Here is a 20,570-nt window from a genome sequence, read left to right as displayed (position 1 = left end):
TCGCGACGCGGGCTTGCCCGACGCATATCCATCCCCGCGGCAAGCGGGGGTTTGCTTTGCCGGACGGCTCGCCGCCGGCGTCCCGATGATGCTCAAGACAACCGCTCGTTCCAGATACACCGTGCGTCGCGCCGTTTGCGCGGCGCGCGCCGTTTTCCATCCAGGCCATGTGTTGTTCGCGATCGCGCTGCTCGACACCGCAGCGGCGGCGTTCGCGTCGTCGTCGCCGCTGCCGAGCGGCCGACTGACCGATTCGTTCGAGACCGCGGCGCGCGTGCCGGCTGACGCGGTCCACGCGGCCGCGGCGCCGTCAGCGCATTCATCGCCGCCCGTGCCACCCGCTCCTCCCAGGCCGGCCGCTCCGCCAGTGCAGACGGCGATGGCGACGGCGTCGTTCGTGCCGCTGCCTGCCGGCATGCCCGTTGCCGCACCGCGCCGGCACGTGGCGCCGCCGTTGCCGCCCGCGGACCCGGCGCGGCGCATCGTCCTCGCGAACCTGTCCCGCGCGATGGCGCCGATCGATCCGCAAGCACCGGTTTCGCCGCTGCATGACGGGATGGCGACAGGGGTGACGACGATCACGCCGGACAGACCGGACGCGTTCGATGTCCCCGCTGCCGGCCGCGCCGAGGATGCCGAGGATGCCGCCGGCGACTCGGGCGAAACGCTGCGCATCGCGCTCGATCGTCTGACGCTGCGCGACGCGGTCGGTGTCGCGATCGCGCGCCATCCGGACATCGGCCGCGCCCATGCGGAAGTGGCGCAAAGCGTGTCGGAGGTCGAGGTCGCGAAGGCGGCCTGGTACCCGAAGATCGACTACGGCGTGCGTCCCGGCTATGGCGGCAGCTTCGGCAGCAACGGCAACCGTACCGGCACGCGCGCATCGATCGGCGTGTCGCAGTTGCTGTACGACTTCGGCCGCACGTCGGGCCGGATTTCCGCGGCGGACGCGACGCGCAGCCAGAAGCAGTACCAGCTGGCCGACACGATCGAGACGGTCGCGTACCAGACGGCGTCGACGTTCGTCGAACTGGCCGCCAGCCAGGACGTCGTCGCCGCCGCGCGGCGCCAGGTCGCCGCGCTGAGCGACACGCGCACGAAGATCCTCGATCGCGTGCGGGCCGGACTGTCGGTTTCGTCGGACCGCAATCTGGTCGAGCTGGCGATCCTGCATGCGCAGGCGGAAGTGCTGAAGGCCAATACGCGTTTCGACGTCGCCGCCGCGAAGCTCACCGAACTGATCGGCGCGCGCCCGCGGCGCGTGGCGAATCTCGGCGGCACGGTGGATTTCGTCGGCGATCTCGGGTATGCCGGCGGCGACATCGAGCGAACGCCGTCGGTGCTTGCCGCGGCGGCGGCCGTCGATGCGGCCGATGCGCGCGTGCGGGTCGCGCAGTCGGAGCGCTTCCCGTCGATCGGGATCGGCGCGAGCCGGTCGATATCGAGCGGCCGCCCCAACGCCACCAACGACACGTGGATCGGTTTCGCGGTGAGCGGCAATTACTCGCTGGGCGGCCTGGCGAAACACCAGATCGCGGCCGCCGAAGCCGAGCTGCGCGCGAACCGCGAAAGCCTCGAGAACCGGCGGCTCGTCACGCGCAGCGCGCTCAAGTCGGCGGAGATCGAAGCGTCGGGCGCCGCGGCGCGCCTGAACAGCTACGAGAAGGTGACCGCGCTGTCGCGGGCGTCGCGCGACCTGTACTGGCAGGAATACATCCTGAACAAGCGTACGTTGACCGATGTCGTGAATCCGGAGCGCGACATCTTCGAATCGGAAGTCGAGTCGATCAACGCGCTGGCCGACGGCGCGATTGCACGCATCAAGGCATACGTGGCAGTCGGCAAGTTCGTCGAATTGCTGCGCGAACACGAGGGGAGTCGTCATGAATGATGCGTTTCGCGCCGGCCGCGATGCCGGCGCCGACATCGCGCGCTGGGCCGACCCGCTGATTTTCGCGGCGCGGCATCTCGGCCTGGCCGTTTCGCCGGAGCAGGTGCGCGGTGCGGCATCGTGGGCGAGCGTCGCGGACCCGGACGCGGCCGTCGTCGAAGTCGCCGCGTCCGCAGGCCTGGCCGCGCAGTTCGTCGCATTGCCGCCGGCGCGGCTCACGCCGGCGATGCTGCCGGCGCTCGCCGTGTTCGACGATGCGCATGTCGGTGTGATCGTGTCGGTTGCGGCGGGGCGTGCGGTCGTTCAGTTCGTTTTCGACGGCAAGCCGCTCGAACGCGCGATCGATCTGGACGCGCCGGCGCCGGCGTGGCCGGCCCGCGTACTGATCGTCCACGAGCGGGTCGCGCGGCGTGACGAGCGCGTCGACGGCTACCTGTCCGCCAGACCCGACACCTGGCTGCACGATCTGTTCTCGGCGCAATGGAAGGTGTTGCTCGATCTCGGCGCCGGCTCGCTGTTTGGCAATCTGCTCGCGATCGCGACGTCGCTGTTCGCGATGCAGGTGTGGGACCGCGTGGTCCCGGCGCGGGCGACGCATACGCTGTGGGTGCTGGCGTCGGGTGTCGTGCTCGCGCTCGCGCTGGAACTGCTGCTGCGTACCGCGCGCGTGTCGATTGCCGATCATTTCGGCAAGCAGGCGGACCTCAAGCTGTCCGCGATGTTCTTCGCGCGCGTGCTCGACATCCGCAACGACGCGCGGCCGCGCTCGCCGGGCACGCTGGTCGCCCAGCTTCGGGACCTCGAACAGCTGCGCGAGCTGCTGACGTCGAGCACGATGGGCGTGCTGATCGACATCCCGTTCGTGGTCACGTTCCTGTTCATCATCTGGCTGCTCGGCGGGCCGCTCGCGTTCGTGCCGCTCGCGGCGATCCCGCTGCTGATCCTGCCGGGCGTGCTTGCACAGATCCCGCTGGCGAAGCTGTCGAACCGGGGGCTCGAGGAATCGGCGCTGCGCAACGCGATCCTGATGGAAGCCATCTATCGCGCCGAAGACATCAAGGCGTTGCAGGCGGAGCCGCGATTCCGGCAGCTGTGGGCGCATACGAATCGCGTGAATGCCGATATCGGCTTGCAGCAGCGCCGGCTGGCGGGCCTGCTGGTCAATCTCGCGCAGACGGTGCAGCAGCTTGCCTACGCCGGCGTGCTGGTCGCCGGCGTGTACGGCATCCTGGACTCGAGCCTGTCGTTCGGCGCCGTGCTCGCCTGTTCGATCCTGACGAGCCGCACGATCGCGCCGCTGGGGCAGATTCCCGCCGTGCTGTCGCGCATCCAGAACGTACGGGCGGGCAAGAAGGGGCTCGACAACCTGCTCGCGCTGCCGGTCGACCACGATCCGGCGGTCGATGCGTATCACAAGCCGGCGCTCGTCGGCCGATATCGCTTCGAGCAGGTCGGATACAGCTTCGATCCGCAGGAAAAGCCGGTGCTCAGTATTCCGAATCTGTCGATCGAGCCCGGCGAGCGGGTTGCGATTCTCGGCCGGGTCGGCGCGGGAAAGTCGACGCTGCTGAGGCTGTTCGGCGGGCTCGCGACGCCGGTGCAGGGGCGCATCCTGTTCAACGACACGCCGATGCCGCTGATCGACGTCGCCGATGTCCGCCGCGACGTCGGGATGCTGCTGCAGGAATCGAGCCTCTTCTACGGCACGCTGCGAGAGAACCTGCTGATCGCGAATCCGCTCGCCAGCGACGACGCGATGCTTGCCGCGATGAAGGTCGCGTGCGCGGACCAGTTGCTGCTGCGGCAGCCGCACGGCCTCGACATGAAGCTTCGCGAAAGCGGCCTTGGCCTGTCCGGCGGCCAGAAGCAGGCGCTGATGCTGGCCCGCGTGATTCTGCGCTCGCCGAACGTGTTGCTGCTCGACGAGCCGACCGCCTCGCTCGACGAGGCGACCGAGCGGGCAATCGTCGAGCGCCTGCAGCAATGGCTGGGCAATCGCACGTTGATCGTGGCGACGCATCGTTATCCGGTGCTGTCGATCGTCGATCGCATCATCGTGCTCGATGGCGGGCGCGTGGTGCGCGACGGTCCGAAAGACGAGGTGCTGGCCGCGTTGCGCGGCACCGGCACGCCGGCGCCGGCGGCCGGCGGCTCGCGTCCGTTGCCGGCACGGATGGCGGGAGAGATGCAATGAGCGATTTTCCGTGGTCGGCGCACCGCGTGCGCGAAGCGGCACCCGCCCGGCGGATGCTGTGGCTGATCGTCGCCGCGCTGGCGATCTTCCTGGTGTGGTCCGTGTTCGCGAACCTCGACGAAGTCGCGGTCGGCGAAGCCAAGGTCACGCCGGCATCGAAAGGGCAGGTCATCCAGAGTCTCGAAGGCGGCATCCTGCTGGAGCTGGCGGTGCGCGAGGGCGACGTCGTCGACGCGGGCCAGCGGCTCGCGACGCTCGATCCGGTGCTCGCGCGCGCGTCGATGGAGGAAACGCTGGAGCGGATCACCGCATTGCAGGGCCGCGCCGCGCGGCTGTATGCGGAGATGAACGACCTGCCCGGCATCGACTTCCCGGCGGAACTCGCGAACGAGAAGGCCGTGACCGCGCGCGAGCGTCAGCTGTTCGTCGCCAACCGGCGCGCGTTTCGCGAGAACGTCGCCAACCTGCGCGAACAGTTGCGACTCGCCGAGGACGAGCTCCGGATTGCGTTGCCGCTGCTGAAAACCGGCGCGACCAACGAGGTGGAGGTGCTCCGGCTGCGGCAGAAGGCCGCCGAATTCTCGACGAAGCTCGCGGCGGCGCAGAGCGAGTACTACGTCGCGCTGAAAGCCGACTACTCGAAGACGATGGCCGATCTCGAACCGCTGCTCAAGGTTCGCGAAGGCCGTGCCGATCAATTGCGACGAACCGTGATTCGCGCGCCGGCGCGCGGCATCGTGAAGGACATCCGCGTGTCGACGGTCGGCGGCGTGATTCCGCCGGGCGGCATGCTGATGGAAATCGTGCCGCTCGACGATCAGTTGCTGATCGAGGCGCGCCTCAGCCCTCGCGACATCGCGTTCGTTCATCCGGGGCAGGACGCGACCGTGAAGATCACGGCGTTCGAATCGTCGATCTACGGCTCGCTGCCGGCGAAGGTCGAGCGGATTTCGCCCGACACGATCGAAGACCAGGTCGATCGGCGCGTGTACTACTACCGCGTCTACGTGCTCACGCAGCATGCGTATCTGGAAACCCGCGACGGCAAGCGGCATCCGATCCTGCCGGGCATGGTCGCGACCGCCGAGATCCGCACCGGACGCCGCACCGTGTTCGACTACCTCGTCAAGCCGCTGAACCGGGCCGCCGAGGCGTTGCGCGAACGCTAGTGCGCCGGCGCGGCACGATCATGCGTGCGGTGCCGAATCGCCGCGTTCGGCATCCGGATAGACGATCGTGCCGTCGTCCCGGATCACGGCGCCGGCCGTGAGCCGCGCGGGTTCCACGCGGTTGCGGCCCATGATGTGCAGCACCGTTTCGCCGCGCGCGATCAGGTAGTCGGACACGATTCGCCGATGGCAGCGCCACCACACGGCTTCCGAGCACATGATCGCGCAGCGCTGCGCGTGCCCCCGTGCGATCAACCGGTCGAGGCCCGCTCGAAACTCCGGCGACAGCGCGTAATCCGCGTAGCGGTGAAAGCTGCGGTTCGTCCAGAAATCGTTGACGTCGTCGGGCACGCCGCGCGACTTGCCGCGCAGGCCGCCGAGTTCGGCTATGTGTTCGTACGCGATGTCGGCGGCGGCGAGTGCGTCTGGCAGCGTCGCTTCGTTGAATTGCGGATGAGTGCGCGAGCGGGGCATCTTGCGGATATCCGCGAGCAGCGCGATCTCGACCGCGTCGAGCAGGTCGACGAATTCGTCGAGCGTGCGGTTCGAATGGCCGATCGTGTAGAACGGGAGCGTCATGCGTCGTCCCTGCCGGCGATGCGTTCGAGCACGCGGCCGCGATGCGCGGCGACGTGGTCGGTGCGGTCGCTCTTGATCTCGTACTGCGGATCGTCGGGCGACGCGCGATGGCGATGGCCCTTGTAGTCGAAGTCGGCGGTGTGGATCGCGACGATCGTGCCGGTCACGTAGCCGGCCTCGGAATTCCAGCGGACGTGGTCGCCCAGTCTGAATGGGGTGGTCATGCCGCGGTACCTCCTTGTGTCGATGCGTGGCGGGCCGGCCTTCGCGACCGGGGCGGTGCGCGCCGGGAAGCCGCGGGCAAGAGCGCGCATGGATTCATTATCGGCCCGCACGCGGCGAAAGACGCGGACGTCGGCGGCGCCGTGCCGCGTGCGCAATCGGCGTGCCTTCCGTTTCCCCGCCGACATGAACGTCGATCCCCCGCTTGCCCGCATGAAATTGTCATGCTAGTTTTTCATGAAATTTTCATGTGGAATTTTCACGGGAGTCCGCATGTTCGTGCAGTCCGACCGCCACGTCGCAAGCTATTACGCCGGTACCTATCCGGCGCCGATCCCGCATCGGCCGGCGCTGGACGAACGCATCGACGCCGACGTGCTGATCGTGGGGGCGGGCTTCAGCGGGCTGCATACGGCGCTGCGGCTCGCGCTTGCCGGCAAGCGCGTCGTCGTGCTCGAAGCCAGCCGCGTCGCGTGGGCCGCATCGGGCCGCAACGGCGGACAGGCGCTGCTCGGCTGGTCGTGCGACATGCAGCCGCTCGAGGATGCGCTCGGCCGCGACGGCGCGCGCCTGCTGTGGGACAGCATGCGCTGGGCAGCGGCCGAGGTGCGCGAACTGCCGGCGCGGCACGGTTTCGACATCGACTACCGGCCCGGCAGCCTGTGGGCCGCGGTGCGGCCGCGGCGCGTCGCGATGCTGGCGCAAGCGCGCGACGAGGCGGCCGAGCGGTGGGGCTACGATCGGCTGCGCGTGATCGGGCGTGACGAGATGCCTGAGTGGATCGGCGGCACGCGCTATCTCGCCGCGCTCCACGATCCGGAGGCCGGCCACCTGAACCCGCTGAAGCTCGCGCTCGGCCTCGCGCTGACGATCGAGCGCGCGGGCGGCCGCATCTTCGAACGGAGCCGCGTGCTCGACTGTCGCGAGACGGCGGGCGGCCACGTCGCCCGCACGGCGTGTGGCGAAGTGCGTGCGGACGTGCTGGTGCTCGCCTGCAATGCGTACGTCGACCGGCTCGACCGCGACCTCGCGCGCCGGCTGCTGCCGGTCGGCACGTACCAGGTCGCGACGTCGCCGCTCGCTCCCGACGTCGCGCGTGCGCTGCTGCCGCGCAACAGCTGCGTGATCGACAACCAGTTCGTGCCCGACTATTTCCGCCTGAGCCCCGACAACCGGCTGCTGTTCGGCGGCGGCTGCACGTATCTCGGCGGCATCCCGGCCGATATCGCGGCGGCGACGCGCCCGCACCTCGAACGCGTGTTCCCGCAACTGGCCGGCGTGCCGCTCGACTACGCGTGGGGCGGTCACATCGACATCAGCATGCGCCGCACGCCGGATATCGGCTGCCACGGGCAGCGTTTCTGGCTGCAGGGCTTTTCAGGACACGGCGTGCTGCCGACGCTCGCCGGCGCGCGCGCGGTGGCCGACGCCGTGCTCGGCGACGCCCGCCTGCTCGCGCAGTACCAGCGCATCCGCAACCCGCGCTTCCCCGGCGGCGACCGGCTGGCCGCGCCGCTCGAAGCGATCGGCAAGGCCTGGTACCGTCTGCGCGATACCGTTTGATTGCACCGGAATCCATCATGAACGAACAGGAAGAGATAGAAAGTCTGGCGATCCTGATCCGCGACCTGCGCAAGCATCGCAAGGTCACGCTGAACGATCTCGCCGAACGGATCGGCCGCTCGGTCGGCTTTCTGTCGCAGGTCGAGCGCGGGCTGTCGCGTCCGACAGTCGCGGATCTCACCGCGATCGGCGAGGCGCTCGATGTACCGACCACGTATTTCTACAGCCTGAGCAAGCCGCGCAGCGTGCCGTGGGTCACGCGGCCCGACGAACGCCGCACCGTGTATTACGCGGCCGGCATTACCGACATCCTCGTGTCGCCGAACATGCGTTCGCGCTTCTCGATCCTCGAAAGCCATCTCGCGCCGGGCGCGAGCAGCGGCGAGCGGCCGGTCGACGACAGCGACGAGCAGGGCGGCTTCGTGCTCCAAGGAGAACTGACGATCTGGCTCGACGGCGACGACACGCCGGTCACGCTCGGCCCGAACGATGCATTTCAGCTTCCCGCGCACCAGCGCTTCCGGTATGCGAACCTGACCGATGCGCCGACCCGCGTGATCTGGGTGTTCACCTGAGTGGCCGGCGGGGCGGGCGAGGCCGTCGCGCCACGCAGCCTGTTTGCACTACTGATCGACCTGCGGCATGCGTTGCAACGTGCGCCGCATGAAACCGGTTCGCCGCGCTGCGGCGCCGCCGTACGAGACATGGAAAGGATGAGACATGGCTGACGTCGTTCCCGCGCTGGTCGGTGAAGTCCGCGCATTCCGGCAGGCGCATCCCGAGATCCGTTATGTCGACCTGATCTGCCTCGATCTCCCCGGGCATTTCTACGGCAAGCGCTATCCGATCGACGCGCTCGAGAAAATCGCGTCGGGCGCGCTGCTGAAGCTGCCGCAGAACTGCGTGCTGCTCGGCACGCAGGGCGGCCTCTACAAGATCGGCGATTACTGCTTCAACGACGGCGATCCCGATGCGCCGCGCCGCCTGATTCCCGGCACGCTGAAGCCGGTGCGCTGGGAACGGCAGCCGCTCGCGCAGATGCTGATCAGCTCCGACGGCACCGATTCCCCGATCGAATTCGAGCCGCGCGAGGTGCTCGCACGCGTGCTGCGGCGGTTCGCGGCGCGCGGCGTCCGGCCGGTCGTCGCCTTCGAGCTCGAGTTCTACCTGTTTGCCGCGCAGCTCGAGCAAGGCATGCCGCAGTATCCGCGCGATCGCCTGAGCGACGACCGCGACGATCAGCCGAACATGCATATCGAACGCCTGTCGCGCTTCTCCGACGTGCTGCACGAGATGGTCGACGCCGCGCGCGAGCAGGGCGTCGATGCGACGGTGATCACCGCGGAGCTCGGCCCCGGTCAGTTCGAGATCAATTTCGGGCATACCGACGACGGGCTGCGCGCGGCCGACTGGTCGGCGCTGTTCTGCCGCAGCACACGCGGCGTCGCGTTGCGGCATGGCTATCGCGCGAGCTTCATGGGCAAGCCGTACCTGCATGCGCCGGGCAGCGGAATGCACGTGCACGTGAGCCTGTACGACGAGGCGGGGCACAACCTGCTGGCGGCGGACGGACAGCGGCCGTTGCGGCATGCGGTGGCCGGCTGCCTCGCGCTGCTGCCGCATTGCATGCCCGTGTTCGCGCCGAATCACAATGCGTTCCGGCGCTACGGGTCGATGGTGAACGCGGCGAGCCGCGCGAGCTGGGGTTTCGAGGATCGCGACGCCTGCATCCGGGTTCCTGAGTCGGACGCACGCAATCTGCGGATCGAGCACCGGCTCGCGAGCGCGGATGCGAACCCGTACCTGGTGCTTGCTGCGATCCTCAGCGGGATGGAGTACGGGCTCGATGCGCGGCTCGAGCCGATCGCGCCGCTCAACGAGGATCGCGGCAGCGGCATCGATTTTCCGAAGGAGATGCTGTCGTCGGTGGCCGCGATGCAGGATCATCCGGCCGTGCGCGACAGGCTCGGCAGCGAGTTCGTGATGGTGTACTGCGAGAACAAGCGGCAAGAGGAGCTGGATTTTCGCAACGAGATTGGCGCGCGGGAGTATCGGTGGTTTCTGTGAGCGCCGCGCATGTCGACGAAGCTGGTCAAGGAAGTGCGCGCCAGTAGCGCACTTCTTCGATCGGCGTTCCGTCGATCTCGAAGGTCTTGACGTCGTCTTCGGAGACGAAGCCCTCGCGTTCATAGAACGCTCTTGCACGACGGTTTTCGACGAGTACCCAGAGCGATACCCATGCGTGACCCGCGGCGTGCAGCGATCGGCATGCATGCTCGACCAGCGCCGCTCCGATGCCTTGCCCGCAATGCGACGGATGCAGATAGATCGCTTCGATTTCACCCCACGCATGATCCTTGTCGGCATCGCGCGTCGGACCATAGGCGATCCAGCCTGCCGCGTCGTCGCCTGTGAACGCGAGCGCGACACGCGGGCGACCGGCGTCGAGCGCGCCGCGCCACAAGATCGTGCGTTTTTCGACCGAGAGACCGGCGAGGAACGGGGCCGGCATGATACCCGTGTAGGTGGCCTGCCACGATGCGACGTGGATGTCGGCGATGGTCGGTGCGTCGGCGGATGTGGCCGCGCGGATGTCGATCGTCGTCGTGTTCGGTGCCATGCGTGCCCCGTGTGATCGGTTGCAGTATGCCGTGTGACTGCCCGACCTTACTCGCCGAGCTTCGACGTCACGCACCCGGTGCTCGAGCATTCGCGCTCACGCTCGCGCAGGAACGACAGCCGCGACTGCGTCATGTCGTTCGCGCACTGGATATCGACGAGGTAGCTGCTGCCGCGCGCCTCGCTGCACTGCGCGTCGCGTTGTTTCAGCCACGCGAGCTGGCCGGCCTTCAGCGTCGCCTGTTGATCGCCGCTCAGTTGCTTGCGCAGCCGGCCGTATTCGTCGTTGAGATCTCGGTCGGACTGCGAGAACTGCGTGCTCGTGCAATACACCTGGTCGAACGCGCTGCGCGGCTTCCCGCAGCCGGCCGCGTGCGCGGCGAACGGAATGGCGAGCGCGAGCAATGCGGAGGATGCGAGCAGATTCTTCTTCATGGTGATGCTCCTGGCTGGATGAAAACCGTCGAATCCGACGGGCGATGACGTCGCTTATTCGGGCGTCGTACATGCGTCGATGCCGCCCGCGATCGCGGCGGACAGGCGCTGGATCGTCTCGCGCCGCGCGAGCCGTGCTTCTTCGTCCGGATTGACGATCACGCCGGCTTCGACGAGCACGGCCGGAATCGGCGCGGTACGCAGCACGACGAGATCGTCGAAGCGATGGATGCCGAGCGACGGATCGATCAGCGGGCGGTTCTCGCCGCGGATCGGCTGCGCGTGATACAGCGAAGGCCGTTCGCCGGCCGCGACCAGCCGCTGGGCGATCGCCTTCGCGCAACGCAGGCTCTGCGCGTAGTGCGGATTGCGCGCCGACACGAACACCGAGAAGCCGCGGAATTCGCGTTGCCGGCCCGCGTCGATGAACTGCTGCTGCATCGAGTCGTGATGGATCGACACGAACAGGTTCGCATCGGGCGCCTGCGTCGAGCGCCGATCGAGCGCGATCTCGCGGCCGTCCGCCGACGTGCGCAGCACGCGGTCGCCATGCGCGGCGAGTTTGTCGGCGACCGCGCCGGACAGGTCGAGGTTGTACAGGTATTCGACGCGGCCGCTCGCACCGGTGGAGCCCGGATGCGCCGGCGTATGACCGGTGTCGACGACGATATAGCGCCCGGTCGCGGGCCCGGTAGCCGGCGTGTCGATGGTGTCGGCCGCGTGCAGCGCCAGCGGTGCGCCGAGCAGCGGGGCGCACGCGAGCACATGCGCGGCGGCGCGCACGAGCGGGCGAAGGCGTCGGAGGGTTCGATGCGTCATTGTTGTTGTCGAGAAGGGCGTACGGCGCGTCGATCGGCGCGCCATCGTCGGCCTGCTCAATGCAGTCGGAATGTCGCGCGATTATAGCGGGTGGTGGTGCCGCTGCAATGACGACACGGCAGTTGTCGCACCGGCCGAAAGCCGACGCTCGGGCCGGTCGCGCGGGGCGGCGAGCATGGCGTCGACGGTGTCGTGCGTATGTCCGGATCGCACGTGCGCAGCCTGCGGCCGGCGGTGCGCCGGTCAGCGCGGCAGCGCTTCGGCTTCGGCCCAGCGCTTGAACGAATCGAGGCGCCGGCGCGTCTGCACGAGATAGAACGCGCCGATCAGCGGTTCGAGCAGCCAGCGCAGCCAGGATGGCTGCGCACGGAAGTGGTACGTGAACGTCACCTCGGTCGATCCGGGCGTGTGCTCGGTGAAGTTCCAACTGCCGCTGAAGCGTTCGAGCACCTTCGGCCCTTCGACCATTTCGACGGCGGCGACCTGCGGCGGACGGTACGAGATGTAGCGCGACACCATCGTCGCGCCCGACTGGCTGCGACAGAACGCGTCGACGCCGACATCGGCGGTCGTTCCATCGAGCAGATACGCATCGATGAGAAAGTTGTCCCACACGAGCCGCCGTCCGTAATCCTGCGACCACGTGAACAGGCGCCTGCGATCGACCCCGACGGTCCGGCTGACTGAGATCCTCATGAGGGGGGCGCCAGCGGCGCGGATTGGGATGCGATCGAGTGTACTGCGCCAAAAACACGTGTTTCGTCAGACTTCGTCAAGTCGAGCGTGTGCTCGAATACGCCAGATTGACGCACCTCGGGAATTACCCTAGGATTCATTCCAACCCTTCGGGACAGACCCGGAGCGTTTCAATCTCTTGAGGGAGCCTCATGAGTACGCAACAGAACCGGCGCTTCGACGCGCTCGTTTTCATTGGTCGTTTCCAGCCTCCGCATCGCGGTCACCTGAACGTGCTGAAGTCGGCACTGAGCCGGGCCGAGCGCGTGTGCGTGCTGATCGGGTCGACCGACAAGCCCCGCACCATCAAGGATCCGTTCTCGTTCGACGAGCGCCGCCAGATGCTGGCTTCGCTGCTCGACGCGTCCGAGCGCGATCGCGTGACGATCGCGCCGCTGCAGGATTCGACCTACAACGACGGCGACTGGGTGCGCTGGGTGCAGGAGGCCGTCGCGTCTACACTCGGCGACATCGCGCAGCGCAAGGTCGGGCTCATCGGCCACGAGAAGGACGCCACGTCGTATTACCTGCGGATGTTCCCGCAATGGGAGCTCGTCGACGTCGACGCGACGGAAGACATTTCCGCCACCGAGATCCGCGACCAGTATTTCGCCGAACGAACCAACAGCTTCGTGCAGTGGGCCGTGCCGGAACCCGTGTTCGGCTGGCTCGAGCGTTTCCGTACGCAGCCGGAGTTCGCGCAACTGAAGTCCGAGGCGGAATTCATCGCCGCGTACCGCAAGGCTTGGGCCGCTGCGCCGTATCCCGTCACGTTCGTGACGGTGGATGCGGTGGTCGTGCACTCCGGGCATATCCTGCTCGTGCGCCGCCGCAGCGAACCGGGCCGCGGCCTGTGGGCGCTGCCGGGCGGATTCGTGAACCAGGACGAGCGGCTCGATGCCGCATGCATCCGCGAGCTACGCGAGGAAACCGGCCTCAAGCTGCCGGAGCCCGTGCTGCGCGGCTCGATCAAGGATCGGCAGGTGTTCGATCACCCGACGCGTTCGCTGCGTGGCCGCACGATTACGCATGCGTGCCTGTTCAACTTTCCGACCGGCGAGCTGCCGCGCGTGAAGGGCAGCGACGACGCCGACAAGGCGCGCTGGGTTCCGCTCAACGAATTCGCGCAGATGCGCAACGTGATGTTCGAGGATCACTTCGACATCGCGTATCACTTCCTGGGGAAGCTGTGACGCGCTGATTCCCCGCATTCGGTCCGCCGCGACAGACGCGGCGGCACTTCAACGGCCTAGAGGAGCTCTAGCCATGCAAAACGATCCCGGCGGCTTTGCCGCGGTTCTTTCCAATCCGATTCTCAATACGGATTCGTACAAGGCTTCCCACTTCCTGCAATATCCGCCGGACGCATCGGCGATGTTCTCGTACGTCGAATCGCGCGGCGGCCGATACGACCGCACGCTGTTCTTCGGCCTCCAGATGCTGCTGAAGGAATATCTGTGCAAGCCGGTCACGCACGCGATGATCGACGACGCGCGCGATTTCTTCGCCGTGCACGGCGAGCCGTTCGACGAAGCGGGATGGCGCCATATCGTCGAGCACTACGACGGCTACCTGCCGGTGAAGATCCGCGCGGTGCCGGAGGGTTCGATCGTGCCGGTGCACAACGTGCTGATGACGGTCGAATGCGAGGATCCGCAGGTGTTCTGGCTCGCGTCGTATCTCGAGACGATGCTGTTGCGCATCTGGTATCCGGTGACGGTGGCGACCCGCAGCTGGCATGTGCGCCAAACGATTCGCCGCTTCCTCGAAAGGACCGACGACGATCTCGCGCAACTGCCGTTCAAGCTGCACGACTTCGGCGCGCGCGGCGTGTCGAGCGCGGAATCGGCCGCGATCGGCGGCGCCGCGCACCTCGTGAGCTTCATGGGTTCGGACACGGTGCTCGGCGTGCTGGCCGCGAACCGCTTCTATCGCGAGCCGATGGCCGCCTATTCGGTGCCGGCGGCCGAGCACAGCACGATCACGTCGTGGGGGCGCGAAGGCGAGGCCGATGCGTACCGCAACATGATCGGCCGCTTCGGGTTGCCGGGCGCGATCGTATCGGTCGTGTCGGACTCCTACGATCTGTTTGCCGCACTCGATCTGTGGGGCGGCGAACTTCGGCAGTCGGTGATCGATTCGGGCGCGACGCTCGTCGTGCGCCCCGATTCCGGCGACCCGGTGACGATCGTGCTGCAGACGGTGCGGGCGCTCGATGCGTCGTTCGGCTCGACCGTGAACGGCAAGGGGCGGCGCGTGCTGAACCGCGTGCGCGTGATCCAGGGCGACGGCGTCGACGAGCAGTCGATCGAAGCGATCCTCGTCGCGCTCGACGAGGCGGGCTACGCGGCCGGCAACGTCGTATTCGGCATGGGCGGCGCGTTGTTGCAGCGCGTGAACCGCGATACGCAGCGCTTTGCGATGAAGTGTTCGGCCGTGCGGCGCGGCGGTGTGTGGCACGACGTCCGCAAGGACCCGGTCACCGATCGGGGCAAGCGCTCCAAGGCGGGACAGCTCACGCTGCTGCGCAATCGCCGCACCGGCGAGTATCGGACGGTGACGCTGCCGGTTGCGTGGGACGATCGTGCGCTGGAAGGCGAATGGGACGAGGCGCTCGAGACGGTGTTCGACACCGGGCGTTTGCTCGTCGATACGTCGTTCGCCGAGGTGCGGGCGAGGGCGCACGCGGGGGAGGCGTGACGCAGGCGGCGGGGCATCCCGCCGCGGCACGGCCGGTTCGCGTCACTTGCCGGCCAGCACCCGGCCGCCGGCATCCGCCGGCGCGCCGCCGCGTTCCACCCCACGCGCCGCGTCCATTGCCCGCGCAAGCGCATCGAACACGGCGGGCCCCTTGCAGCGCGACACGTTGAAGCGCATGTACGACGTCGCGCTGCGCGACACGCTGAATACGTCGCCGGGCGCGAGCACCACGTCGCGGTCCAGCGCGTGGCGCGCGACGCGCGCGGCGTCGAGCCCGTCCGGCAATTGCGCCCACACGAACAACCCGCCGCGCGGCTCCGTCCAGATCGCGAGGCCGGCTCGCGCGAGGCGCCGGATCGTTTCGCCCATCGCATCCGCGAGACGCGCGCGCAGGCTGTCGAGATGGCGTCGGTACGTGCCGTCGATCAGCAGCCGGTGCACGACGTTCGCGCCGATCTGCGCGTTGCCGAACGATGTCGCGAGTTTCAGGTCGACGAGCGCGTCGATCCATTCCGGGCGCGCGGCGACATAGCCGCAGCGGATCGCGGCCGACAGCGTCTTCGAGAAGCTGCCGATCGACACGACGCGCGACAGTCCGTCGAACGCCGCGAGGCGCGGCGCGGGCGTGCTCTCGAAATCCGCGAAGATGTCGTCCTCGACGATCAGCAGCCCGTGCTGGGCCGCGAGCGTCAGCAGCCGGTGCGCGACGGGCGGCGCGAGCGTCGCGCCGGTGGGGTTGTGCAGTGCCGCGTTGGTGATGTACAGGCGCGGCCGGTGCTCGGCGAGTACTTGCTCGAAGCGCACGAGATCGGGGCCGTTCGGCGTGAACGGTACGCTGACGATCCGCGCGCGGTGCGCGCGCAGCAGCGCCTGGAAGTTGAAGTAGCACGGATCGTCGAGCACGACGGTATCGCCGGGTTCCAGCAGCAGGCGGCACACGAGGTCGAGCGCGTGCGTGCCGCCGTCGGTCAGCATGATCTGCGCGGGTTCCGCGTGCACGCCGTGCTGCGCGAGCCGCCATGCAAGCTGCTGGCGCAGCGCGGGCAGGCCGAGCGGCGTCGCATAGTCGGTCAGCGCATCGGATTCGTCGCGCGACACGGCGCGCAGCGCGCGACGCAGGCTTTCGTCGGGCAGCCACGACGACGGCAACCATCCGCAGCCGGGCTTCACCGACGTCGGCGCCGCTTCGAGCGACTGGCGCGACAGCCACAGCGGATCGAGCTCGCGATCGAGGCGGGGGCCCAGCTCGGCGAGCGCGAGCGGCTGGGCGTGGCCCGACACGTAGAAGCCCGAACCGCGCCGCGCGACGAGCACGCCTTCGCTCGCGAGCCGCTCATACGCATCGACGACCGTCGATTTCGACACGCCGAGGGCGTCGGCCATCATCCGGATCGACGGCACGCGCGCACCGGGCATCAGCGCGCGGCTCGCGATTCGCGCACGCAGGGTATCCATGACGGTTTCCACACGCGTACGCGACGGCGCGGGCGGAGCGGGAATCGGGGTGGAATGGCTCATGGCGAACGATGAACTGTACGGCCGGTTGTTCAGTACAGTTTGTCTGAATTGTATTGGGCTGTAGCTTACGCCGTTTTTGCCGACGGCGGATCATCGGTCATCCATCTTCCATTCAGGGTTGACCGTGCAAAAGACGACCGACGGATGGCTCAGCGGCATGCTGGGCGTCATCATCTTCAGTGGCTCGCTGCCCGCGACGCGTGTCGCGGTGCAAGGGCTCGACCCGCTGTTCCTCACGTTCGCGCGCGCGACGATCGCCGGTGCGCTCGGCCTGCTGCTGCTCGTCGTGCTGAAGCAGAAGCGGCCGTCGCATGCCGAGGCCGTGTCGCTGGCCGTCGTCGCGCTCGGTGTCGTGGTCGGATTCCCGTTGCTGACGGCGCTTGCGCTGAAGCACGTGACGTCGGCGCATGCGATCGTGTTCGTCGGGCTGCTGCCGCTTGCGACCGCGCTGTTCGGCGTGTGGCGCGGCGGCGAACGGCCGCGGCTGCCGTTCTGGATCTTCTCGATCGTCGGCAGCGGCGCGGTGGCCGCGTTCGCGCTGCGCAACGGCGGGCAGGCGTCGGTGCTCGGCGATGCGCTGATGCTGGCCGCGATCGTCGCGTGCGGGCTCGGTTATGCGGAAGGCGCGCGGCTGTCGCGCCAGCTCGGCGGCTGGCAGGTGATCTCGTGGGCGCTGGTGCTGTCGCTGCCGCTGATGTTGCCGCTCACGTGGCTGACTTGGCCCGCGTCGTTCGACGGCGTCGACGCCGCCGCGCTGTGGGGGCTCGCGTACGTGTCGCTGTTCAGCATGTTGATCGGCTTCGTGTTCTGGTATCGCGGGCTTGCACTCGGCGGGATCGCGGGCGTCGGCCAGTTGCAGTTGCTGCAGCCGTTCTTCGGCTTGCTGCTCGCGGCGGGGCTGCTGCACGAGACGGTGCCGCCGTCGATGGTCGTCGTGACGGTCGTGGTGGTCGGCTGCGTGGCGGGTGCGAAGTACTTCTCGAAGATGGCGCCCGTGCAGCGCGCGGGGTGAGGCAGGCGCCGCGGCGTGCCGCGCATCGGGCCGACGTTACCCGATGCGAGGCCGGCGGCAACGCGATGGCTGCCGATGCGCACGATCGCGATCGTGAACCCGGCCCGAAGCAAAACGGCCAGGCTGCCGGTAGCGGCAAGCCTGGCCGTTGGCGTTCGTCACGCCGTACGCGTGTTACTCGAACGTCTCCAGCGCGAGCAATTCGCCGATCGTCTGCCGGCGGCGGATCAGTCGCGGCGTACCGCGATCGACCAGCACTTCCGGCGCGAGCGGCCGGCTGTTGTAGTTCGAGGACATCGACGCGCCATACGCACCCGCGTCGTGCAGGAACAGCAGGTCGCCGATCTGCGGCTGCGCGAGCTTGCGGTGCGTGACCACCCCGCCGGCATCCTGCGTGAACACGTCGCCCGATTCGCACAGCGGCCCGGCGATCGCGAGATCGACGAGCGGCCGGCCGGCGGGCAGCGCGCCGTCGTGCGCGTGCACCGATACCGCGTGATAGCTGCCGTACATCGACGGGCGCATCAGGTCGTTGAAGCCCGCGTCGATCAGCACGAAATCGTGTTTCGGCCGACGGTTGACGGCCTGTACTTCGGTGACGAGCGTGCCGGCTTCGGCGACGAGAAAGCGGCCCGGTTCGATCTCGATGCGCACCGGATGGCCGAGATGCCGTTCGATCCGCTTGCGCGCGGCGTCCCACTGGCTGAAGTAGTGATCGACGTCGACACGCGGCTCGCCGTCGCGATACGGAATCGACAGGCCGCCGCCGGCCGAGATCGCGTCGATGTCGTGGCCGAGCGACGTGACGAGATCGACCATCGCGTCGCACACCTGCGACAGGTGGCCGTAGTCGACGCCCGAACCGATGTGCATGTGGATGCCGACCAGCTTCAGCCCGTACTGGCGCACGATCTCGATCGCGCGCGGCACGTCGTCGATCCAGATGCCGTGCTTGCTCTGCGGGCCGCCGGTGTTGGTCTTGTTGCTGTGGCCGTGGCCGAAACCGGGATTGACGCGCAGCCACACGCGGTGGCCGGGCGCATGCTCGCCGATGCGCGCGAGCATGTCGAGCGAACCGGCGTTCACGGTCACGCCATGCTTGAGCACCGCCGCGAGCGTCGGGCGATCGATCAGGTCGGCCGTGAACACGACGCCTTCCGGCTCGCCGCCCGGGCTGAAACCGGCCGCGAGGCTGCGTTCGATCTCGCCGAGCGACACGGCGTCGACACACGCGCCTTCCTCGCGCATCAGCTTCAGGATATGGACGTTCGAATTCGCCTTCTGCGCATAGCGGATCACGTCGAACTGGCGCAGTTGGGCAATGCGGTTGCGGATGACGTCGGCGTCGTACACCCACAGCGGGGTGCCGTATTGCTGCGCGAGCGTCGCGAGCTGGCGGGAATCGAGGGACATGGCGGATGAATCGGATCGAATGAACGGATAACCGGATGATGCGCCTGATTGGCTATACGGTAAAATGCTTATCTATCGATACTCGATTCATTTTTGATATATACGATCATGCTGACGCACCGTCATATCGAGGTTTTTCGCGCGCTGATGGTCACCGGCAGCACGACGCGCGCAGCCGAAATGCTGTACACGTCGCAGCCGACCGTCAGCCGCGAGCTGGCGCGGATGGAGCAGGTCGTCGGCTTTACGTTGTTCGAGCGCGCGCACGGCCGGTTGCGGCCGACGATGGCCGCGCTCACGCTGTTCGACGACGTGCGGCTCGCGTATGTGGGGCTCGAACGCGTCGCGGCGACGGCCGCGCGCCTGCGCGAGTTTCGCGACGGGCAACTGTCGGTGATCGCGTTGCCGGCGTTCTCGCACGCGATCCTGCCCGGTGCGTGCCGGCGCTTTCACGGGGCGCATGCGGGCGTCAGCGTGTCGGTCGCGACGCAGGAGTCGCCGGTGCTGGAGGAGTGGCTCACGGCCCAACGTTACGACCTCGGGTTGACCGAGCGCGACGTCGCGCCGGCCGGCACCGTACTCACGCCGCTGCTCGAAGTCGACGAGGTGTGCGTGCTGCCCGACGGCCACCCGCTGCTCGCGCAGGACGCGATCGACCTGCCGGATCTCGCCGACCGCCCGTTCGTGAGCTTGTCGCTGAACGATCCGTACCGCATCCTGATCGACGAGGCATTCGCGCAGCTCGGCGTCGCGCCGCGTTCGGTGGTCGACACCCCGTCGGCGGTGTCGGTGTGTGCGTTCGTGCGGCAAGGGCTCGGGGCTGCGATCGTCAACCCGCTCACGGCGCTCGATTTCGTCGGGCGCGACCTGCACGTGCGGCCGCTGACGCGCTCGTTTCCGTACCGGGTCAGCGTGGTCGTGCCCGAGCACCGGCCGAAGAGCCTGCTCGTCGATGCGTTCGCCGATGCGCTGCGCGGCGAAGCGAAGGCGATCCGCCGCCGGCTGGCCGCACTCCTCGGCTAGCGGCGCCGCCGTATGATGGTCGTTTCGCCGCCATCGTCCTCGTTTTCCGGAATCCCGTCATGACCGACGCATCGTCTTTCCTCGAGCAACCGACCCTCGCCGGTGAGCGTGTCGTCCTCCGCCCGCTCGACGTATCCGACCGGCAGGCGCTGCTGGACGCCGCGGCCGACGGCGAGTTGTGGAATCTCACGGTCACGGTCGTGCCGGGCGCGCAGACGGTCGACGCGTACATCGACACGGCGTTGCAGGGGAGAGCGGCCGGCACCGTGATGCCGTTCGTGATCGTCGATCGCGCGTCGGGCCGTGCAATCGGCAGTACGCGCTTCTGGAAAATCGATCGCAAGAATCGCAAGCTCGAGATCGGTCATACGTGGCTGAGCGAATCGGCGCAGCGTACGCGCGCGAATACCGAAGCGAAGTGGTTGCTGCTGGCTTATGCGTTCGACACGCTGCAATGCGTGCGCGTGCAGTTCACGACGGACGAGCTGAACGAGAAATCGCGCGCGGCGATCCTGCGGCTCGGTGCGAAACAGGAGGGCATCGTGCGCCACGAACGGATCATGCCGGATGGCCGCAAGCGCAACTCGGTGCGCTTCAGCATCATCGACGACGAATGGCCGGAAGTGCGTGCGCGACTCGAGGCGAAGCTGGCGACGTAACCCGTGACGCGGGACGCTC

19 protein-coding genes are annotated in these 20,570 nt (G+C 68.0%); 11 read left to right on the top strand and 8 right to left on the bottom strand.

What is annotated here, in order from left to right; translation table 11 throughout:
• The first annotated feature begins 88 nt into the window (after window positions 1-88).
• Genes WS89_RS21755 through WS89_RS21745 form a run of 3 tightly spaced genes read left to right on the top strand, consistent with a single transcriptional unit; the run spans window position 89 to window position 5,254 of the window.
• On the top strand, window positions 89-1,891 hold the full coding sequence (locus tag WS89_RS21755; RefSeq protein ID WP_156440597.1) for a TolC family protein: 1,803 nt from the start codon (window positions 89-91) through the stop codon (window positions 1,889-1,891).
• A complete protein-coding gene (locus WS89_RS21750; protein WP_059793407.1) occupies window positions 1,884-4,085 on the top strand; it encodes a type I secretion system permease/ATPase in 2,202 nt (733 codons plus the stop codon). The genes WS89_RS21755 and WS89_RS21750 overlap by 8 nt, the downstream gene beginning before the upstream one ends.
• Window positions 4,082-5,254 carry an HlyD family efflux transporter periplasmic adaptor subunit gene (locus tag WS89_RS21745; RefSeq protein ID WP_059502527.1) on the top strand — a complete coding sequence of 391 codons (1,173 nt, stop codon included), beginning with the start codon at window positions 4,082-4,084 and terminating at the stop codon, window positions 5,252-5,254. Before WS89_RS21750 ends, WS89_RS21745 begins: the two co-directional genes overlap by 4 nt.
• A gap of 18 nt (window positions 5,255-5,272) precedes the next feature.
• On the opposite strand, the gene WS89_RS21740 is transcribed toward WS89_RS21745, so the two are convergent.
• Window positions 5,273-5,833, bottom strand: a complete 561-nt coding sequence (locus WS89_RS21740) for a DUF488 domain-containing protein (RefSeq protein ID WP_059793405.1) — start codon at window positions 5,831-5,833, stop codon at window positions 5,273-5,275.
• On the bottom strand, window positions 5,830-6,057 hold the full coding sequence (locus WS89_RS21735; RefSeq protein WP_059502531.1) for a DUF2945 domain-containing protein: 228 nt from the start codon (window positions 6,055-6,057) through the stop codon (window positions 5,830-5,832). The genes WS89_RS21740 and WS89_RS21735 overlap by 4 nt, the downstream gene beginning before the upstream one ends.
• Window positions 6,058-6,328: 271 nt before the next feature.
• Between WS89_RS21735 and WS89_RS21730 the strand changes: the two genes are divergently transcribed.
• From WS89_RS21730 to WS89_RS21720, 3 genes are all read left to right on the top strand, one after another.
• Window positions 6,329-7,618, top strand: a complete 1,290-nt coding sequence (locus tag WS89_RS21730; protein ID WP_059793402.1) for an NAD(P)/FAD-dependent oxidoreductase — start codon at window positions 6,329-6,331, stop codon at window positions 7,616-7,618.
• Between the two features lie 17 nt (window positions 7,619-7,635).
• A complete protein-coding gene (locus tag WS89_RS21725; protein WP_059793400.1) occupies window positions 7,636-8,193 on the top strand; it encodes a helix-turn-helix domain-containing protein in 558 nt (185 codons plus the stop codon).
• 145 nt (window positions 8,194-8,338) lie between these two features.
• On the top strand, window positions 8,339-9,685 hold the full coding sequence (locus WS89_RS21720; RefSeq protein WP_059793398.1) for a glutamine synthetase family protein: 1,347 nt from the start codon (window positions 8,339-8,341) through the stop codon (window positions 9,683-9,685).
• A gap of 25 nt (window positions 9,686-9,710) precedes the next feature.
• Here the strand turns inward: WS89_RS21720 and WS89_RS21715 are convergent, their stop codons facing one another.
• The 4 genes from WS89_RS21715 to WS89_RS21700 all read right to left on the bottom strand — a co-directional run bounded on the left by WS89_RS21715 (window position 9,711) and on the right by WS89_RS21700 (window position 12,187).
• Window positions 9,711-10,238 carry a GNAT family N-acetyltransferase gene (locus WS89_RS21715; protein ID WP_059502552.1) on the bottom strand — a complete coding sequence of 176 codons (528 nt, stop codon included), beginning with the start codon at window positions 10,236-10,238 and terminating at the stop codon, window positions 9,711-9,713.
• 47 nt (window positions 10,239-10,285) lie between these two features.
• Window positions 10,286-10,672 carry a lysozyme inhibitor LprI family protein gene (locus WS89_RS21710; protein WP_059793397.1) on the bottom strand — a complete coding sequence of 129 codons (387 nt, stop codon included), beginning with the start codon at window positions 10,670-10,672 and terminating at the stop codon, window positions 10,286-10,288.
• A 54-nt stretch (window positions 10,673-10,726) separates the two neighbouring features.
• Window positions 10,727-11,491 carry an N-acetylmuramoyl-L-alanine amidase family protein gene (locus tag WS89_RS21705; RefSeq protein WP_059793395.1) on the bottom strand — a complete coding sequence of 255 codons (765 nt, stop codon included), beginning with the start codon at window positions 11,489-11,491 and terminating at the stop codon, window positions 10,727-10,729.
• 243 nt (window positions 11,492-11,734) lie between these two features.
• Window positions 11,735-12,187: a type II toxin-antitoxin system RatA family toxin gene (locus WS89_RS21700; RefSeq protein ID WP_059793394.1), complete on the bottom strand. Its 453-nt coding sequence runs from the start codon at window positions 12,185-12,187 to the stop codon at window positions 11,735-11,737.
• Between the two features lie 191 nt (window positions 12,188-12,378).
• Between WS89_RS21700 and WS89_RS21695 the strand changes: the two genes are divergently transcribed.
• Window positions 12,379-13,419 (top strand): bifunctional nicotinamide-nucleotide adenylyltransferase/Nudix hydroxylase, encoded by a 1,041-nt coding sequence (locus WS89_RS21695; RefSeq protein WP_059793393.1) that lies wholly within the window; start codon window positions 12,379-12,381, stop codon window positions 13,417-13,419.
• A 73-nt stretch (window positions 13,420-13,492) separates the two neighbouring features.
• Window positions 13,493-14,926 carry a nicotinate phosphoribosyltransferase gene (locus WS89_RS21690; RefSeq protein ID WP_059793391.1) on the top strand — a complete coding sequence of 478 codons (1,434 nt, stop codon included), beginning with the start codon at window positions 13,493-13,495 and terminating at the stop codon, window positions 14,924-14,926.
• A gap of 42 nt (window positions 14,927-14,968) precedes the next feature.
• Here WS89_RS21690 and WS89_RS21685 read toward each other — a convergent pair whose 3' ends face one another.
• Entirely contained in the window at window positions 14,969-16,444 is a 1,476-nt protein-coding gene (locus tag WS89_RS21685; protein ID WP_059793389.1) for an aminotransferase-like domain-containing protein, read from the bottom strand.
• A 124-nt stretch (window positions 16,445-16,568) separates the two neighbouring features.
• Here WS89_RS21685 and WS89_RS21680 point away from each other — a divergent pair, with 124 nt between their 5' ends.
• Complete coding sequence (locus tag WS89_RS21680; RefSeq protein ID WP_059793472.1) at window positions 16,569-17,456, top strand: DMT family transporter; 888 nt, start codon at window positions 16,569-16,571, stop codon at window positions 17,454-17,456.
• Between the two features lie 174 nt (window positions 17,457-17,630).
• Here WS89_RS21680 and lysA read toward each other — a convergent pair whose 3' ends face one another.
• Window positions 17,631-18,869 (bottom strand): diaminopimelate decarboxylase, encoded by a 1,239-nt coding sequence (gene lysA, locus WS89_RS21675; protein WP_059502564.1) that lies wholly within the window; start codon window positions 18,867-18,869, stop codon window positions 17,631-17,633.
• A 108-nt stretch (window positions 18,870-18,977) separates the two neighbouring features.
• Between lysA and WS89_RS21670 the strand changes: the two genes are divergently transcribed.
• Together WS89_RS21670 and WS89_RS21665 are read left to right on the top strand one after the other, a co-directional pair.
• Window positions 18,978-19,892 (top strand): LysR family transcriptional regulator, encoded by a 915-nt coding sequence (locus WS89_RS21670; RefSeq protein ID WP_059502566.1) that lies wholly within the window; start codon window positions 18,978-18,980, stop codon window positions 19,890-19,892.
• Window positions 19,893-19,951: 59 nt separating this feature from the next.
• Entirely contained in the window at window positions 19,952-20,551 is a 600-nt protein-coding gene (locus tag WS89_RS21665) for a GNAT family N-acetyltransferase (RefSeq protein ID WP_059793387.1), read from the top strand.
• Window positions 20,552-20,570: the final 19 nt, after the last annotated feature.

This window comes from Burkholderia sp. MSMB1072 (assembly GCF_001524725.1).
In the GTDB taxonomy this organism is placed as follows: Bacteria; Pseudomonadota; Gammaproteobacteria; order Burkholderiales; family Burkholderiaceae; genus Burkholderia.
The sequence above is the reverse complement of the archived record's forward strand: the minus strand, read 5'-3'. Positions and strand labels throughout refer to the sequence as shown.

Excerpts from the sequence above, each read along its gene's own strand:
- WS89_RS21755 (WP_156440597.1), top strand. The coding sequence starts at position 89 with ATGCTCAAGACAACCGCTCGTTCCAGATACACCGTGCGTCGCGCCGTT.
- WS89_RS21750 (WP_059793407.1), top strand. The coding sequence starts at position 1,884 with ATGAATGATGCGTTTCGCGCCGGCCGCGATGCCGGCGCCGACATCGCG.
- WS89_RS21745 (WP_059502527.1), top strand. The coding sequence starts at position 4,082 with ATGAGCGATTTTCCGTGGTCGGCGCACCGCGTGCGCGAAGCGGCACCC.
- WS89_RS21740 (WP_059793405.1), bottom strand. The coding sequence starts at position 5,833 with ATGACGCTCCCGTTCTACACGATCGGCCATTCGAACCGCACGCTCGAC.
- WS89_RS21735 (WP_059502531.1), bottom strand. The coding sequence starts at position 6,057 with ATGACCACCCCATTCAGACTGGGCGACCACGTCCGCTGGAATTCCGAG.
- WS89_RS21730 (WP_059793402.1), top strand. The coding sequence starts at position 6,329 with ATGTTCGTGCAGTCCGACCGCCACGTCGCAAGCTATTACGCCGGTACC.
- WS89_RS21725 (WP_059793400.1), top strand. The coding sequence starts at position 7,636 with ATGAACGAACAGGAAGAGATAGAAAGTCTGGCGATCCTGATCCGCGAC.
- WS89_RS21720 (WP_059793398.1), top strand. The coding sequence starts at position 8,339 with ATGGCTGACGTCGTTCCCGCGCTGGTCGGTGAAGTCCGCGCATTCCGG.
- WS89_RS21715 (WP_059502552.1), bottom strand. The coding sequence starts at position 10,238 with ATGGCACCGAACACGACGACGATCGACATCCGCGCGGCCACATCCGCC.
- WS89_RS21710 (WP_059793397.1), bottom strand. The coding sequence starts at position 10,672 with ATGAAGAAGAATCTGCTCGCATCCTCCGCATTGCTCGCGCTCGCCATT.
- WS89_RS21705 (WP_059793395.1), bottom strand. The coding sequence starts at position 11,491 with ATGACGCATCGAACCCTCCGACGCCTTCGCCCGCTCGTGCGCGCCGCC.
- WS89_RS21700 (WP_059793394.1), bottom strand. The coding sequence starts at position 12,187 with ATGAGGATCTCAGTCAGCCGGACCGTCGGGGTCGATCGCAGGCGCCTG.
- WS89_RS21695 (WP_059793393.1), top strand. The coding sequence starts at position 12,379 with ATGAGTACGCAACAGAACCGGCGCTTCGACGCGCTCGTTTTCATTGGT.
- WS89_RS21690 (WP_059793391.1), top strand. The coding sequence starts at position 13,493 with ATGCAAAACGATCCCGGCGGCTTTGCCGCGGTTCTTTCCAATCCGATT.
- WS89_RS21685 (WP_059793389.1), bottom strand. The coding sequence starts at position 16,444 with ATGAGCCATTCCACCCCGATTCCCGCTCCGCCCGCGCCGTCGCGTACG.
- lysA (WP_059502564.1), bottom strand. The coding sequence starts at position 18,869 with ATGTCCCTCGATTCCCGCCAGCTCGCGACGCTCGCGCAGCAATACGGC.
- WS89_RS21670 (WP_059502566.1), top strand. The coding sequence starts at position 18,978 with ATGCTGACGCACCGTCATATCGAGGTTTTTCGCGCGCTGATGGTCACC.
- WS89_RS21665 (WP_059793387.1), top strand. The coding sequence starts at position 19,952 with ATGACCGACGCATCGTCTTTCCTCGAGCAACCGACCCTCGCCGGTGAG.